This window comes from Salinimicrobium aquimaris (assembly GCF_035607535.1).
In the GTDB taxonomy this organism is placed as follows: Bacteria; Bacteroidota; Bacteroidia; order Flavobacteriales; family Flavobacteriaceae; genus Salinimicrobium.
Window position 1 is genome coordinate 121,541 of record NZ_JAYDZX010000006.1, and the last position, 14,722, is coordinate 136,262.

The 14,722-nt window shown below is 41.9% G+C and carries 16 protein-coding genes; 6 read left to right on the forward strand and 10 right to left on the reverse strand.

Translation table 11 applies throughout. The features are described 5' to 3' along the window. Nucleotides 1–28 precede the first annotated feature (28 nt). From VR862_RS08840 to VR862_RS08850, 3 genes are read left to right on the forward strand one after another with little or no spacing between them, the layout of a single operon-like run. The gene (locus VR862_RS08840; RefSeq protein ID WP_324720600.1) at nt 29–745 is read left to right on the forward strand and encodes a glycosyltransferase family 2 protein; all 717 of its coding nucleotides are present in this window, start codon (nt 29–31) and stop codon (nt 743–745) included. After that, on the forward strand, nt 738–1,361 hold the full coding sequence (locus VR862_RS08845; RefSeq protein ID WP_324720601.1) for a lipid-A-disaccharide synthase N-terminal domain-containing protein: 624 nt from the start codon (nt 738–740) through the stop codon (nt 1,359–1,361). Before VR862_RS08840 ends, VR862_RS08845 begins: the two co-directional genes overlap by 8 nt. Further along, complete coding sequence (locus tag VR862_RS08850) at nt 1,354–2,973, forward strand: ArnT family glycosyltransferase (RefSeq protein ID WP_324720602.1); 1,620 nt, start codon at nt 1,354–1,356, stop codon at nt 2,971–2,973. The genes VR862_RS08845 and VR862_RS08850 overlap by 8 nt, the downstream gene beginning before the upstream one ends. Here VR862_RS08850 and VR862_RS08855 read toward each other — a convergent pair. The 4 genes from VR862_RS08855 to VR862_RS08870 form a co-directional block, all read right to left on the reverse strand. After that, complete coding sequence (locus VR862_RS08855) at nt 2,939–3,529, reverse strand: phosphatase PAP2 family protein (protein ID WP_324720603.1); 591 nt, start codon at nt 3,527–3,529, stop codon at nt 2,939–2,941. The genes VR862_RS08850 and VR862_RS08855 overlap by 35 nt on opposite strands. A gap of 3 nt (nt 3,530–3,532) precedes the next feature. After that, nucleotides 3,533–3,760 carry a DUF8828 family protein gene (locus VR862_RS08860; RefSeq protein ID WP_324720604.1) on the reverse strand — a complete coding sequence of 76 codons (228 nt, stop codon included), beginning with the start codon at nt 3,758–3,760 and terminating at the stop codon, nt 3,533–3,535. 8 nt (nt 3,761–3,768) lie between these two features. Beyond that, entirely contained in the window at nt 3,769–5,148 is a 1,380-nt protein-coding gene (locus tag VR862_RS08865) for an MATE family efflux transporter (protein WP_324720605.1), read from the reverse strand. A 67-nt stretch (nt 5,149–5,215) separates the two neighbouring features. Next, nucleotides 5,216–6,631 carry a M20/M25/M40 family metallo-hydrolase gene (locus VR862_RS08870; RefSeq protein ID WP_324720606.1) on the reverse strand — a complete coding sequence of 472 codons (1,416 nt, stop codon included), beginning with the start codon at nt 6,629–6,631 and terminating at the stop codon, nt 5,216–5,218. Between the two features lie 169 nt (nt 6,632–6,800). Here VR862_RS08870 and VR862_RS08875 point away from each other — a divergent pair, with 169 nt between their 5' ends. Next, nucleotides 6,801–7,391 (forward strand): hypothetical protein, encoded by a 591-nt coding sequence (locus tag VR862_RS08875; protein WP_324720607.1) that lies wholly within the window; start codon nt 6,801–6,803, stop codon nt 7,389–7,391. A gap of 18 nt (nt 7,392–7,409) precedes the next feature. On the opposite strand, the gene VR862_RS08880 is transcribed toward VR862_RS08875, so the two are convergent. Beyond that, complete coding sequence (locus VR862_RS08880) at nt 7,410–9,335, reverse strand: tetratricopeptide repeat protein (RefSeq protein WP_324720608.1); 1,926 nt, start codon at nt 9,333–9,335, stop codon at nt 7,410–7,412. A gap of 383 nt (nt 9,336–9,718) precedes the next feature. Here VR862_RS08880 and VR862_RS08885 point away from each other — a divergent pair, with 383 nt between their 5' ends. Then, nucleotides 9,719–9,895 (forward strand): hypothetical protein, encoded by a 177-nt coding sequence (locus tag VR862_RS08885; protein ID WP_324720609.1) that lies wholly within the window; start codon nt 9,719–9,721, stop codon nt 9,893–9,895. Nucleotides 9,896–9,995: 100 nt separating this feature from the next. On the opposite strand, the gene VR862_RS08890 is transcribed toward VR862_RS08885, so the two are convergent. The 5 genes from VR862_RS08890 to VR862_RS08910 all read right to left on the reverse strand — a co-directional run bounded on the left by VR862_RS08890 (nt 9,996) and on the right by VR862_RS08910 (nt 13,801). Beyond that, a complete protein-coding gene (locus VR862_RS08890) occupies nt 9,996–10,271 on the reverse strand; it encodes an ATP-dependent Clp protease adaptor ClpS (RefSeq protein ID WP_324720610.1) in 276 nt (91 codons plus the stop codon). Nucleotides 10,272–10,321: 50 nt separating this feature from the next. Continuing rightward, nucleotides 10,322–11,167 carry a 50S ribosomal protein L11 methyltransferase gene (gene prmA / locus VR862_RS08895; RefSeq protein WP_324720611.1) on the reverse strand — a complete coding sequence of 282 codons (846 nt, stop codon included), beginning with the start codon at nt 11,165–11,167 and terminating at the stop codon, nt 10,322–10,324. 2 nt (nt 11,168–11,169) lie between these two features. Next, nucleotides 11,170–11,922, reverse strand: a complete 753-nt coding sequence (gene tpiA / locus VR862_RS08900; protein WP_324720612.1) for a triose-phosphate isomerase — start codon at nt 11,920–11,922, stop codon at nt 11,170–11,172. Between the two features lie 216 nt (nt 11,923–12,138). Beyond that, nucleotides 12,139–13,233 (reverse strand): BT_3928 family protein, encoded by a 1,095-nt coding sequence (locus VR862_RS08905; RefSeq protein WP_324720613.1) that lies wholly within the window; start codon nt 13,231–13,233, stop codon nt 12,139–12,141. Nucleotides 13,234–13,243: 10 nt separating this feature from the next. Next, on the reverse strand, nt 13,244–13,801 hold the full coding sequence (locus VR862_RS08910) for a DUF1599 domain-containing protein (protein WP_324720614.1): 558 nt from the start codon (nt 13,799–13,801) through the stop codon (nt 13,244–13,246). Nucleotides 13,802–13,887: 86 nt separating this feature from the next. On the opposite strand from VR862_RS08910, the gene folP reads away from it, so the two are divergent. Further along, nucleotides 13,888–14,712, forward strand: coding sequence for a dihydropteroate synthase (gene folP / locus VR862_RS08915; protein ID WP_324720615.1), 825 nt, complete (start codon nt 13,888–13,890; stop codon nt 14,710–14,712). Nucleotides 14,713–14,722 lie beyond the last annotated feature (10 nt).

A 14,722-nucleotide genomic window follows, 5' to 3' on the forward strand; every position in this document is an offset into this window, starting at 1 on the left:
TTACCTTTGTCCGGCATACCACATCCTAATGAAATACGAATTTACTATTGTGGTCCCTCTCTACAATGAAGAACCAAACCTGGAAAGGGTTGGGCAGGAACTGGACAATTACATCAAAAAAGCTCCCGTAAAAACCTGTGTTCTTTTTGTAAATGACGGTTCTACAGATAATAGTCTTGAATTGATCGAGAAAATTTCAAGTCGCAATGAAGACTTCAGGTTTATTTCTTTTGACCGCAATTATGGGCTCAGTTCAGCAATTAAAGCAGGGTTTGATCATGCCGATACCCCGCTTATAGGCTATATAGATTCTGACCTGCAAACAGATCCAGATGATTTTGACCTTTTACTGGAACACATTCCGGAATATGATCTTGTCACGGGAATGCGAACAAACCGGAAAGATTCATTCAAGAAAAATCTTTCCTCGTTTATTGCCAATTCGATAAGGCGTAGCTTTACCCAGGATGGGATGGATGACACAGGATGTCCTCTTAAAGTGATCAAAGCAGATTATGCCAAGAGGATTCCTATGTTCAAAGGCTTACATAGATTTCTTCCTGCCATGGTCCTCCTGCAAAAGGGAAAGATCAAGCAGGTCCCGGTGAGACACTACGCGAGGATTGCAGGGAAGCCGAAGTTTCACGTTTTAAACCGGCTGATAGGTCCTCTGGTCGATTGTTTTGCTTATCTATGGATGAGGAGAAACTACATTCATTACAAAGTAGCTCATAAAAATGAGTAGCTGGCAGGTCTATACTATTGGCTTCACCGCACAGCTGCTTTTCTCGGCGCGGCTCCTGTTTCAATGGATAGCTTCTGAAAAGCAGAAAAGAGTTCTTACCCCAACCAATTTCTGGAAGATCTCTCTTTTCGCTTCCTTTCTACTGTTCGTATATGGATATCTTCGAAGTGATTTTTCGATCATGCTGGGGCAGGCGCTTACCTACTTCATATACATAAGAAATATTCAGCTTCAGGGAGAGTGGTCTAAAATGTCAAAATGGTTACAAGGTTTTATATACGGGTTCCCTTTTTTGATTTTGATCTACTCCTATAACAACAACACCTATGATATTCAGAAGTTATTCTTCAATGAGGAAATACCTCTATGGCTACTGGTTTTGGGCTCTATAGCCCATATTGTCTTTACATTGCGTTTTATCTATCAATGGATCTATTCTGAAAAAATAAAGGAATCTGTACTGCCAATGGGCTTTTGGTTGCTCAGTTTGTCTGGAGCAGTTCTCATCCTGATCTATGCGGTGCTTCGGAAGGATCCAGTACTTTTTATTGGTCATATGGTGGGAAGTATAATTTATGTTCGGAACATGATCCTGATAAGAAGAGAAGATGAGTAGAAATCAAAAATACCTGCTTTACATTCTGCTGGTTTGGGCTTTGATCTTCCTTGTTCACCTGGATGTGATCTATGTGAACATTATGGAGGCCAGGAATTTTATAACCGCCCGCGAGATGGTGACAAATGACAATTGGATCCTCACTACCATGAATGCCGAGGCTCGTTATGAAAAACCACCGTTACCCACCTGGCTTACGGCTCTAAGCGGATTGATCTTCGGGTTCACAAACCTCTTCGGAATGCGTCTTCCCGCCGCTTTGGTCACTCTACTTCTGTTGTACATTTTTTACAGGTTCATTCCGAAGCTGGGAGTGAGCCTAAAACAGGCGTTTTTGGCAACTTTGATCCTCGCCAGTTCATTCTACATAGTCTTTATGGGCCGCAATGGACAATGGGATATTTTCACCCATTCCTTTATGATGGTTGCAATCTTTTTTCTGTGGAACTTTTTTAGCAGTGAAAAGCACCTCTTCAAAAATGCCATTTTTGGGGCCGTATTTCTGGGCTTGTCGTTTATGAGTAAAGGTCCTGTTTCCCTGTACGCACTATTCCTGCCTTTCCTTATTGCCTATGGCAGCACCTACAGTTTCAGGGGATTTTTTAAAAAATGGAAAGCCTTCATCATCTTTTTGATCCTATCGGTCATTTTAAGCGGCTGGTGGTTCATTTACGTAAGGTTGGCCGATCCTGTTTCCTTTGTGGAGATCACAACGCGTGAAGCCACACGCTGGACCAATTATAATGTTAGACCTTTTTACTACTACTGGAGTTTTTTCACCCAAAGCGGGATCTGGACCATTCCGGCCTTTGTTGCCCTGCTGTATCCTTATCTTAAGAACCGGGTCGTCAATAGGAAAGCCTATAAATTTTCCCTTTTTTGGACCCTTGCGGCTGTTGTTCTCCTCTCCCTTATTCCCGAAAAAAAATCGCGGTACCTGCTCCCGGTCCTTATTCCCATGGCAGTCAACACCAGCTTTTACGTGGAATATCTCTTTAGGAACTTCAATAAACTTCCCAAGAAAGAGAACTGGATTATCAACTTTAATCATGGTCTCATAGCAGGAATAGGTATTATTTTTCCCGTAGCCGCCTATTTTCTCCTGGAACTCGATGGCTATTGGTTCTGGTATATTTCGGCTTCAATTGTTCTGGCTTCTATAGGTATCGGCATTCTCTACTACCTTAAAAGGAGAAAATATCCACAGGTCTTCTACCTTACAGTCGCTTTTATCTGCGGAATTATAGTCTTTGCCTTTCCCCTTTCCAATGCTTTTCTGAAGAATCCTCAGTTCCGGAATTTCGATGAGCTTCAGGAATTAGCTGAAGCTGAAGATTTTCAGGTTTATGAATACAAGGCTGAAACTCCTGAGATCATTTGGGAATATGGCGAACCTATTCCGAAGCTGTACAGAAATGACTCCGAATTACCTTCGGAAGAAAGGTTTGGTGTGATCCTAAGGGAAAAAGATTCAGCTTTAATAGATACTCTAAAAAGGGATTTTGAGGTGCTCTCTTCAGAAAGATTTGACCTGAACTATGTCAACCCGGAAGCTTCGGGATATAAGGACAGGTTGATCAGGCAGTTTTACCTTTTGCAGCGGAAGGACTAAAGTATTTCTTCAGCAATAACCGAAAAAGCCTGTAAAACAAAAACCCTATTACAATTCCAAAGATCCAGCCGGTGAGGATATCGCCGGGATAGTGAACGCCAATGTAGATACGGCTATAAGAGACGAGCAGTCCCCATACAATGAGCACTGCAAAAATGTGCTTCCAGTAGTCCTTTAAGATCAATCCCAGGAAAACCACCAATGCCGCTGAACTGGCCGCATGTGCAGAAAAATAGCCATACCTGCCGCACCGCACAGCTACAAAACGGGCATATTCCATAACCCCTTCCTGCCTGCAGGGCCGCGGGCGCTGAAAAAAGTGCTTAAAAACATTGGAAAGCTGATCTGTGCAGGTGATCACCGCCGCTATAAGAACCAGGCTGAGTAAAGTTTTCTTCCATCCTAAAGCCCGGTAGAGAAAGAAGACCAGCAGGGCGTAGAACGGTATAGAAGCAAACTTGTTGGTGATAAAATTCCAGAAATCATCCCAGGAAGGGTTTCCTAATTTGTTGAGAAACAGAAATATTTCCTGATCCAGTTCTACCAGCTGCTCCATGTCTTAGTCCTCGTATCTCGAGATCTCGCGGTCATAGAAGTCGGTCGCCTGTTGAATAAGACCTTCGGCTTCAGAAGCGAGTTCCTTTTCATCGGCCGCATCAAAATCTTCCAGCCATTCTACCTCATCGTTCTCAAGGTTAAGAATAAAACGGGGATATTCGGTATGCACTATAAAAATAGCATCGGGATAATCTGTGTTATCACCAAGTAGAAATTTTGGAAAATCCATAGTCACTTTTATATTTTGCTCCCTTCCGGCTCGCCCGAAGTGCCTGCCGTAATGAGTAATTTTTTACTTAAATAATTGAATCGAAGATACAACATTAAAGCAGATGCGCTAAGCCCGGCCAGTAATCCCAGCCAGATTCCCATACTTCCAAGAGCCGATTCTTTTCCCAGATACCAGGAGACGGGAAATCCTATGATCCAATAAGCAATGAAACAGATGAGGGTGGGGAATTTCACATCCTGCAGACCTCTTAGCGCCCCCAGTATCACTACCTGCATCCCATCACTTAACTGAAATAAAGCTGCTATAATTAGTAATTGAGCTGCCAGTAAGATCACTTCCACGTTGTCAATATAGAGAGTTGGCAACCAGTCTTTGAGCAGGATAAAACCTACTGCAAATACTGCTTCGATTAGGAAAACCAGCAAAAAAGTGGAAAAGGCTATCCGCCGTAACTCAGAATAATTCCCTTTTCCCTTCTGGTTTCCTACTCTTATTGTTGCCGTCACTCCCAGCCCCACAGCCACCATAAAGGTCATGGAGGCCAGATTGAGTGCAATTTGATTTGCTGCCTGCGGATTAGTTCCTAAAGTACCGGCAAGAAAAACTGTTGCGGTAAAGATCGCCACTTCAAACAGCATCTGCAAAGCAGTTGGAAAACCCAAAGCAAATAACCTCTTAAAAATGTCAATTTTAACCAGTTCTTTTCGGGACCATTCAAAATACTTCCGGAATTTTTTCTTTCTTCTTAAGATCTCCCAAACAAACCACAGCATAAAAAATCTTGAAATAAGAGTTCCCCTGGCCGCGCCTTCCAGCTCGAGCCGTGGAAAAATCCAGATCCCATAGATGAGCAGGTAATTAAACACCACATTTACCACATTGGCTATTAGTGTAGCATACATAGCATAGCGGGTTTGGGAAAGACCATCGGCAAACTGTTTGTAAGCCTGGAAAATCATTAGCGGGATCATAGAAAAAGCTACTATCTCCAGGTATGGAATTGCCAGGTCCACAACTTCTGGCGGTTGATCGAGGTGGTAAAGTATGGGTTTAGCCAGTAACAGCAGGATAAACAGGAATAGTCCATTGATCCCGCACATAATGATACCGTGATGGAAATAGCTTTTGCCGGTCTCGATGTCTCCTGCTCCATCGGCTTCAGCGATCAAAGGCGTAATGGCAAAAGAGAACCCAATCCCCAAAGACAGGGCTATAAAAACTAGGCTGTTCCCCAGGGAAACAGCTGCAAGTGGCGCGGCTCCCAGTTGCCCTACCATGATGTTATCGGCCAGGCCAACCATCACATGCCCCAATTGCCCAAGCATCACAGGGTAAGCGATGTTAAGGTTCTTACTAAATTCTTTTGTGTAGGCAGTGAGCTGCAAGCCTTGAAGTTTAAGGCTGCAAAGATAGAAAGTTTAATTGCCGGGAAACAAAGCCCGGCAATTCTTTTTATTTCAGGATCTCGGGATCGTTCTGAATGCCATCAAAACCATATTTATCAACCAGGTAAACCAGGGAAGCCATAGTAGCTGCGCCCAATTCCAGTTCCCGTTTATTCACGGCGTCAAAAGTATCTGTAGCAGCATGGTGATGATCAAAATAACGTTGAGAATCAGGACGGAGACCGGCGAGAACTGTACTTCCATTTTTCAACGGCCCGATATCTGCACCGCTACTACCTCTCGCGAAATAATGAATAAGATAGGGCTCAAAATGGGGTTTCCAGCTCTGGATCTTTTCGAATTGAGAATCGCGGGCATCAAAAGAAAATCCGCGGGGCGTAAAACCTCCGGCATCACTTTCTAAAGCGAAGATGTGATTTTCCTTGTTCTTCCCGGCAATTTCGGCGTATTTATTTCCGCCTCTAAGACCATTTTCCTCATTCATAAAGAGAACTACCCGAATTGTCCTTTTTGGTCTGATCCCGGTTTCTTTGAAAAGCCTCAAAACTTCCATAGACTGTACCACCCCGGCGCCATCATCGTGTGAACCATCCCCCACATCCCAGGAATCAAGGTGACCTCCTACTACAATGATTTCTTCGGGGCGCTCACTTCCTTTGATCTCGCCAATTACGTTGTATGATTCCACATCCTCGAAGTTCCGGCAGTTCATCTTATAGTAAAAATCAAGATCCTTGTTCAGCTTTAGCATCCCACTAAGGTATTCAGCATCTTTTGTGCTTATTGCAGCCGCAGGGATCCTTTTATCATTTGGCAGGTCTCCGTAGCTCATAGAGCCGGTATGAGGATAATCATCAATTTTATGTGAAAGGGAACGAACGATCACCCCTGCCGCACCGTATTTGGCAGCTTCGGCCGCACCCGAATATCGCTGATCCACACAACCTCCGTAAGCCTCAAAGGTATGGATGAGATCTGCACGCATGGGTCGGTTGAAAAAGACTATCTTTCCTTCAATCTGCTCCCTGCCGTACCTTGCAAGGTCTTCAATCCCCTGCACTTCGATCACCTTTGCCCGCAGGCCGGTATCGGGCGTCGCGACTGAACCACCCAAAGCAAGGATGTTGACTGTATTGGAAGGACCACCAGGAGTTTGCACATAGGCGTATTCGGGATTACCACGAGTCCACTTTGGAACCATCACCGGCTGTAACCACACCCGGTCCAACCCAAGTTTTTCTAATTCAGCTTTAGTGTACTCCACAGCACGCTGTGCATTCACAGAACCAGACAGCCGACCTCCAATGTTGTTTGAAAGATGATCAAGCCAGGCATAGCTCTGGCCATTGAGCAGGGACATATCGTAAAGCTTTCTAAGAGTCAGGGAATCATGTTGACTGGTAGATTGAGCGATGGTATTCATTGAACATAAGACAACAAAAAGGGCTATAATTTTTTTCATAAGACTTTGATAAGGAAAAACAAATGTAAAAAACCATTCCAAACCGGTTCAAAAATGACATTTCTTTGAACAAATTTTTTCAAACTGAAAAATATCGCAGCAAATATTCCTTTTTGCCGGAAGTTTAACTGCATTCAATTTTCTATCTTTCCGAAAAATTTTCAGCCCCTTGAATAAGCAGCAAATAATCGAAAACGTCTCCACTCTACTACAGGAAATTCCAACTTCAATGGAGATCGTTAAGGATGATTCCAAGAAAGAGAAAAGATTCCGTTACCTGGCAAAGTACATGGTAGAAAAAGCCATAGAAAAGGATGCTCTTATTACTTCTCCCGATGGAAAGGGAATAGCAATACTCTTTAAAACCAATAGCAAGGACAAAAATTTTTGGAAAGATCTCATTATGGACCTTAAGCTTGCCTGGAATGTTACAGGTATCCAAAAAGGTTTAAAGGCTATGAAGGTACAGGAGTATGTTAAGGCACAGCGTCCAAAAGAAGGTGATTACCTATACTGCTGGTTCTGGGGAATTCTTAGTGATGCCCGGGGTAGTGATGACGCCAAAACGGCTTATGATATGAAAAACCAGTTCTTTGCCATTGCCAAAGACCTGCAACTTCCTATTTATGCCGAGACCAGGATTAGACGAATAAGTCTTGCCTATAGACGTTATGGCTTTGAACTATTCAATGAGTGGGATCATCCAAGTGGGGATAAAATGTATTTTCTCCGGTATTTTCCACCGCCCAGGGAACAGTAGAAAACCTGTGGAATTATCTTAAGATTTAAAAGGGATAAAGAATTCAGCCTTTACTCCTTTTTCTGCAGTTTCAAAAATGGCGTTTCCTTTAATGGTTTTAAGTCGGTCCTTAAGATTTTTGATGCCATTTCCATTTTCCAGCACCTTTTGCTCTGCTCCTACACCGTTATCTGAATAGCTGATCTTTATTTGTTTCCCTTCTTTAGAGAACACAAGAGCTACAAGTTTTGCCTGACTATGTTTTTTCATATTGACCACCATCTCCTGAAGGACTCTGTAGACCACGATCTTTTTTTCGGCCTCTAATTTATTCCAGTTTATAGTGTCTTCCCCTCTAATAATAAGTTTTGTTCCCGCAGGTACGGTTCCTGAAAGCATATTCAGCAACCCTTTTAGAAATTCGGCTCCGGTAACGATTTCACTGTTTTCTCTCGAGAAATCACGGGTACGCTGATAGATCCTCTCCAGTTTATCGATCATGGGCGAAGGTGCAACTGGTTCCAGAGAACTCATTACGTGGTAAATATCATTGGCCAATTCATCGTGTATCCTCCTGGATATCCTACTCTCTGTGCGATAAATTTGTTTCACCTTCTCTTTCCTGCCTCGCTGCCTGAAATAATAGTAAAGTCCAACAGAAAAAAGCAGGATAACAAGAGCTGTAAGAGAAGCTATAATATTGCTGGTTCTCAACTTCTCCGATCTCAAGGTTTGTGTGAGATTTTCAGCTTTTAAAAGATTGATCTGTTGTTCCTTTCGTTCCTCATCAAATCTTATCTTGGCGAATTGGTACTTGAGTCTTACATTGGCTTCTTTTAGGCTGTCACTCAAGAAAAGATATCGCTCTACGTACTCATCCTCCTCCTTGCCCTCTGTAAGAGGAATAAGCCGGCTAAGGGCTTCAACCTCTGCTGCAGGATTGGACAGCGACTTTGCCACTTCCAGGTACCTTTTAGCGTAAAACCGGGACAATTCAGGATCTTTATTCCGGTAAAAATCGGACAGGTGGGAATAACTGGCGAGGGTTCCTTCCCTATCTCCAATTTCCTGTCTTTGCTCCAGTGCCTTTAGCATGACCTTATCGGCTTTACAGGTAGAATCCTGTAGCCATCGCATGAATGCATAATTGTCCCTAAACCTTATTTGAGAACTCTCACTGGCTTCATCAGAATTTATTATCTCCCGAAAGATCCTCGTGGCCTCTGAATAGTTCTCCTGATTCTTGTAAAGAAGGGCGATATTGTGCAGATAGCTGAGACTGTCCTTACGATCAACCGCATATTTCAAGGCGTTTTGATATTCCTTAAGCGCTTCTGAATATAATCTTTGCTCACCATAAGAAAGTCCCAGGACATTATAAGCCGAACTCACGTAGTGTGGATCCCTTTCTTCATCAAGAAATTTAAGAGCCTCTATTGCAGATTCCTGGCTCCCTGCATAATCCCCATAACCCAATTGGGCATTAGCCATATCCAGTGATCGTCTCCCTGCCAAAGCACTATCTCCATACTTTAAGTAAAGATTACGCGAGTAATAAGCCGTTCTAAATTGCTCTTCCGGATTCACTTTGCGGAAAGACCATGACTTCCTGTAATATCCTTTGGCCATGTAAAAAAGATCTCCCTGAAATTCTGCAGCCGAGATTAAACTGTCGATCCAAAAATCAACACTGTCTTCTATTCCTAACCGCGAATAAGCATAAATCTTCCCATCCAGAAGTGCAACCAGCGAAGAATCTTTTTTGTCTTTTACTGCTGCTAAACCTTTATTATAAAGCTCTAGCTTCGCTTCAATATCTGCCGTATCAAGGCCTAACAAATAATAATGTCCCGCGGAGCCCGGTTCGGGAGTAACAGGGAGTTTCTTACTTCCCTCACCTCCACAACCAATTAGAAACGTGAGGCACACCAGGAAAAGAAAAGAGATTTCGGCAGCCTTTTTCATGAACACAAAATTAAGAAAAAGCATTAACAAAGCTTTAGGATATTTCGAAAAATAACGGCAAAATTCTGCCATTTTGGAGGTAATGACGCGGAATTATCAGAAGTCTTAATCAATTTACGGGGATAATGCAAAGCCCGGTAATATAATTTCCTATTGCTCAGTATAAGATGAAACAGAATGACCTGTGATTATGACTCTTGTTGATGATAAATTATACTCTACGATCATAAGTTTTTTCCTTTTTCACAGGGATAGGCTAAAAATAAGTTAAACAAAAACGCCATTAATGATTGAAAAAACGCCCTTTAATATCTTTGACAAACAGCCACTTCATTAATTTTACCCGGATTTGCTTCCGGAATTAACCTTATAACATTACTGCCATGGCCGACAAAAAGATTTTATGGAACAGGATCGGAAGAGGATATTCTTCCCCTGAAAATTCAGAATCAACAAAAGAAACCACAAGAAAGGATTGGGGATATACAGACCAATACCGCCGAATGATGCAACGTGATTTTCGTAAGAAAAGAAGTTCAGAAATAGAAAAGGAAATATAGAAATTTGAAAACTTTAAAGGTGTAAACCTTTTAGAACAACAACAAAGAAGGGCAGGAAGTCACCACTCCTGCCCTTTCCATATATTATTCCCTGAAGTTTTTAAACTATCTCGGCCGTTAAACCTTCTTCCAAAAGTTTTCCACATCTTGGTTCCAGATCTTTATAGGTGCCGGTTTTTACCGTACACTTGCCTTTGTAATGCACCAGCAAAGAACATTGTTCGGCTTGCTCGGGGGTGTGGTCACACGCAATGATCAGCGTTTCTATAACGTGGTCAAAGGTGTTATAGTCGTCATTATACAGAACGATCTCATGCAGTTTTGATTCCTTGCTCTCTACCTTCTTCTTCTCAAGAACTTCTTCTTGTGTACTCATAATCAATCATTTTCAATGGAAAAACAGGGCTTAAATATAACAATTTCTTTCTAATTATTCTTTTTAAGAAATTTTAAAGCCACCCATTCATCCCGCTCTTTGTAGTCATTATATTCCAGTCCTTCTTTCTCGCATGCCTCCCTAATCACAGGTACATCTTTAGCGTAGAAACCACTTAGGTAAAGTTCTCCTCCCTTGCTAAGACTGTTGTTATACGCCTTCATATCCTCAAGCAGAATATTACGGTTAATATTGGCAATTATTACGTCGTATGTTCGATCTTTTAGAAGCTCTGCGCCACCCTCAAAAGCTGCTATCTTTTGACATTCATTGCGTTCAACATTTTCCCGGGTGTTTTGAAAGCACCAGTTATCGATATCTATCGCATCAATTCGTGATGCCCCTCTTTTCTCGGCAACTATTGCCAGTACTCCCGTACCGCAACCCATATCGAGCACTTTTTTGTTTTCAAGATCATGTTCCAAAAGAAATTCAATCATCATATGAGTAGTAGCATGATGACCGGTTCCAAATGACATTTTTGGCTCTATAACAATGTCGTAGGTGACATCGGGCTTTGGGTGAAAAGGTGCTCTAACTCCACATTTTTCATTTACAATAATGGGATGAAAGTTCTTTTCCCATTCTACATTCCAATTCACCTGCTCAATTTCGGTTTGGGTGAAAGAAATATCGAATTCATCTGATTGGAGTATGTGTATCCCCGTCATACTCTCTGCCTCAAATTCTTCCTTTGGAATATAGGCAGTGATCCCATCTTCATTCTCCACAAAACTTTCAAAACCCTCCATGCCCAATTCGGCAATAAGGATCTCTGATGCAGGTTGTGGAGGCTCAATTACAAATTTAAACTCCAGATAATTCATGTTCTTCATATTTAAAAGGCGTTGGCAATAGCCATAAAGTCTTCAGCTTTTAAGCTGGCACCACCAATGAGTCCGCCGTCAACATCTTCTTTAGCAAAGATCTCCTGGGCATTTCCCGGTTTAACGCTCCCGCCGTAGAGTATGGCTATCTTATTAGCCAATTCACTTCCGAATTTTTCAGAAATTGACTTTCTGATAAAGGCATGCATTTCCTGCGCCTGTTCGGGGGAAGCGGTCTCTCCCGTACCAATGGCCCAAACAGGTTCATAAGCAATTATGATTTTCTCCCATTGCTCCTCAGAAAGGTGAAAAAGACCTTTTTCCAACTGTTGTTTTACGATCTCAAAATGTTTTTCGGCTTTGCGTTCATTTAATTCTTCACCACAGCAAAAGATCACCTCCATATCATTTTCCAGGGCGGCATCTACTTTCTTAGCCAGCAATTCATCTGTCTCTTTAAAGATCGCTCTTCGTTCACTGTGCCCAAGGATTACGATTTTCACTCCCACACTGGTCAACATTCTCGCCGAAACCTCTCCGGTAAAAGCTCCTTCGCTATTTTCATTCATATTTTGAGCAGCAACCTCTATCTTCGAATTCCTCAAAGACTCAAAGCTGTGATAAAGATTTGTAAAAGAAGGCGCCACAATAACCCGAACCCCTTCATTTTCTTTATAAAGGTTCTTGATGTTTGAAAGTAGATCTTCAGTTTGTGCCAGGTCATTGTTCATTTTCCAGTTTCCGGCTACTATTTTGTCTCTCATAATGGTCGTTTAAGGGTAAGTTAGTATTCTGTTTTTAATTGTGCAGCTAAAACTTTGATAAAAATCAATCAAAAACATTAACAATCAGCATGTTAACATTCAGAAGAAATTGTTTTAGCTATAAGTACAAATATAAGACTGCAGGCTCTAAGAACCTGCAGATTTAGAAGAAAAAGCTAAAAAACAGGGTGTCAAAAATGGCATTTTTGAAGCCTCTTAGAATTCAAGCTCTTCGGCATCATTCCAATGCCGCTTTTGAAGAATAGTTCCCTCCTGAAGTCTTACAAAACCGGGATTACTTCGGATTATAGTCTTAAGTGCAGTTTCATCACTAAAGTACCACTCCAGGTCCAGACCGTACTTCTCATTCATTTGTTCTTTTAACTCCTCGCCTGAAGCTGAAAGGCCAATGACCCTGTACCCGTTGCTGCGTGCCCTGTTTATCACGTCTTTCAATTTTTTCATTCCGTCACTTTCACTCCGGCCAAGGCTATAGGCAATGATCATAAGCAGCTTATCTTCAGCAAGAACTTCAGAAAGGTGATTTTCCCCATCTTTTTCGATGGAAAAATCATGAATGGGCGGTTCATATCCTTTTTGCACAAGTTCTGTGTCTACTTCTATAAATTCTCCTTCAACTGTGGGATATGCTCCGCTGGTAGTATAGATCTTCTCCTCACCATTGACACGGAATTTCCAGTTGTAGTCATAAACTGCCTCCGGCGCTCCCGGTGGTACAGTCATGGCCTGCTCAATATGAGTTCCTTCCTTATACGCCCTAAAATCAAAGACCGGCAGGTGCATAAGAACGTAATAGGCGAAAACAAAGCACAACATAAAGGATAGAAAAACGATCCATCGATGTGAAGCCTTTGCGAAATAAGGTGTTATATATTCCCTTTTAAAGAAGAGAATTAGAATAAGAACCAACAGAATAACATCTTTATAAAAAGATTGCCAGGGCGTTAAGGGAATAGCATCACCAAAACAACCACAGTCGGTCACCTTATTGTAGTAAGCGGAATAAAAAGTGAGGAAGGTAAAGAAGATGATCATTAGCAATAGCGCCCAGGTCGTGAACTTTGGTAAATAGCCAATGAGTAGCATGATACCCAAAACCAATTCGAAAACTACCAGGAGAATTGCGATTATAAGCGCAAAAGGAGCTAAAAATTCCAGATCGAGCACCGACGGACTAAAATATTCTTCAAGCTTAAAAGAAAAACCAATGGGGTCATTCAACTTTACAAATCCCGAAAAAATGAATAAAAGACCCACAACCCATCGGGCAATACCTACCAGAATTCTCATGTATGATTATTTAAGATTTACTCAATTCGCTCTCTTCATGAATATGAATAAGGGCAAAAACAGCATAATTGATCATATCTTCATAGTTTGCCTCAATTCCTTCACTTACCAGTGTTTTGCCTTTATTATCTTCAATTTGTTTTATTCGCAGCACCTTTTGAAGAATAAGATCTGTTAGGGAACTTACCCTCATTTCCCGCCAGGCTTCTCCGTAGTCATGATTCTTATTTTCCATAAGTTGCTTGGTACGTGAAACGGTGCGGTCATAAAGCTCCTCCACTTCTTCTGAAGTAAGATCGGGTTGTACGGCGATTCCTTTTTCCAACTGGATCAAAGCCATGACTGAATAATTAATGATCCCGATGAATTCGGGCACCTCGCCTTCATCGACTTTTCTTACCTCATTCTCCTGGAGCCCCCTTATTCGCTGCGCCTTTATGAAGATTTGATCTGTAAGGGAGGGTAATCTCAATATGCGCCATGCACAGCCGTAATCTTTCATTTTTTTCATGAAAAGGCCGCGACATTCGGTGATCACAGCATCATATTGGGCAGAAGTATCCTTCATAGAAACGGTTAATTTGCGTAAATTTCGCTGATTTAATTCTTTTTGTCAAAGTTAATTTTTCCAACCAAAAAACCGCATTTTTCAGCATGTATATCAACTGCAAAGGACAACTCATAGATCTTTCTGTTCCAAAAGTGATGGGAATCCTCAACCTTACACCCGATTCCTTCTATGATGGCGGCCGCAGGAAAAATAACGAAGAACATCTTCGACAGGCTGAGAAAATGCTGACAGAGGGAGCCGATTTTATTGATGTTGGTTCCTACAGCAGCCGGCCCGGAGCCAAGGATATTTCTGAAGAAGAGGAACTACACCGGATACTTCCGGTGGTGGAGGACCTGGTTGAGAAATTTCCGGAAATAATCCTTTCCATTGACACCTTCCGGAGTGAAGTAGCCAGGCAATGCGTGGAGGCAGGTGCGGCCATGATCAACGATATTTCCGCAGGAAATCTTGATGAAAAAATGATGAAAACTGTGTCTCAATTGCAGGTACCTTATATCATGATGCACATGAGAGGCAATCCTCAAAACATGAAAAACCTCAACAATTACGGGGACCTTGTACAGGACATCCTGTTTTATTTTTCGGAGAAAGTAGATCATGCCAGAGAAATTGGAATAAATGATCTTATTATAGACCCCGGCTTTGGCTTTTCGAAAAATATTGAACAGAATTTTGAGCTGCTCTCAAAACTGGAGCTCTTTCAAAATCTTGAACTGCCAATACTTTCGGGCCTTTCCAGAAAATCCCTCATTTACAAAACCTTTAAAACTTCACCAGATGAAGCTCTTAACGGTACAACAGTTCTCAATACCATTGCTTTATTGAAAGGAAGCAACATCCTGAGAGTACATGATGTGAAAGAGGCAGTGGAATGTGTGAAATTGCTGCACCTACTCCCAAACTAGCTCATAATTT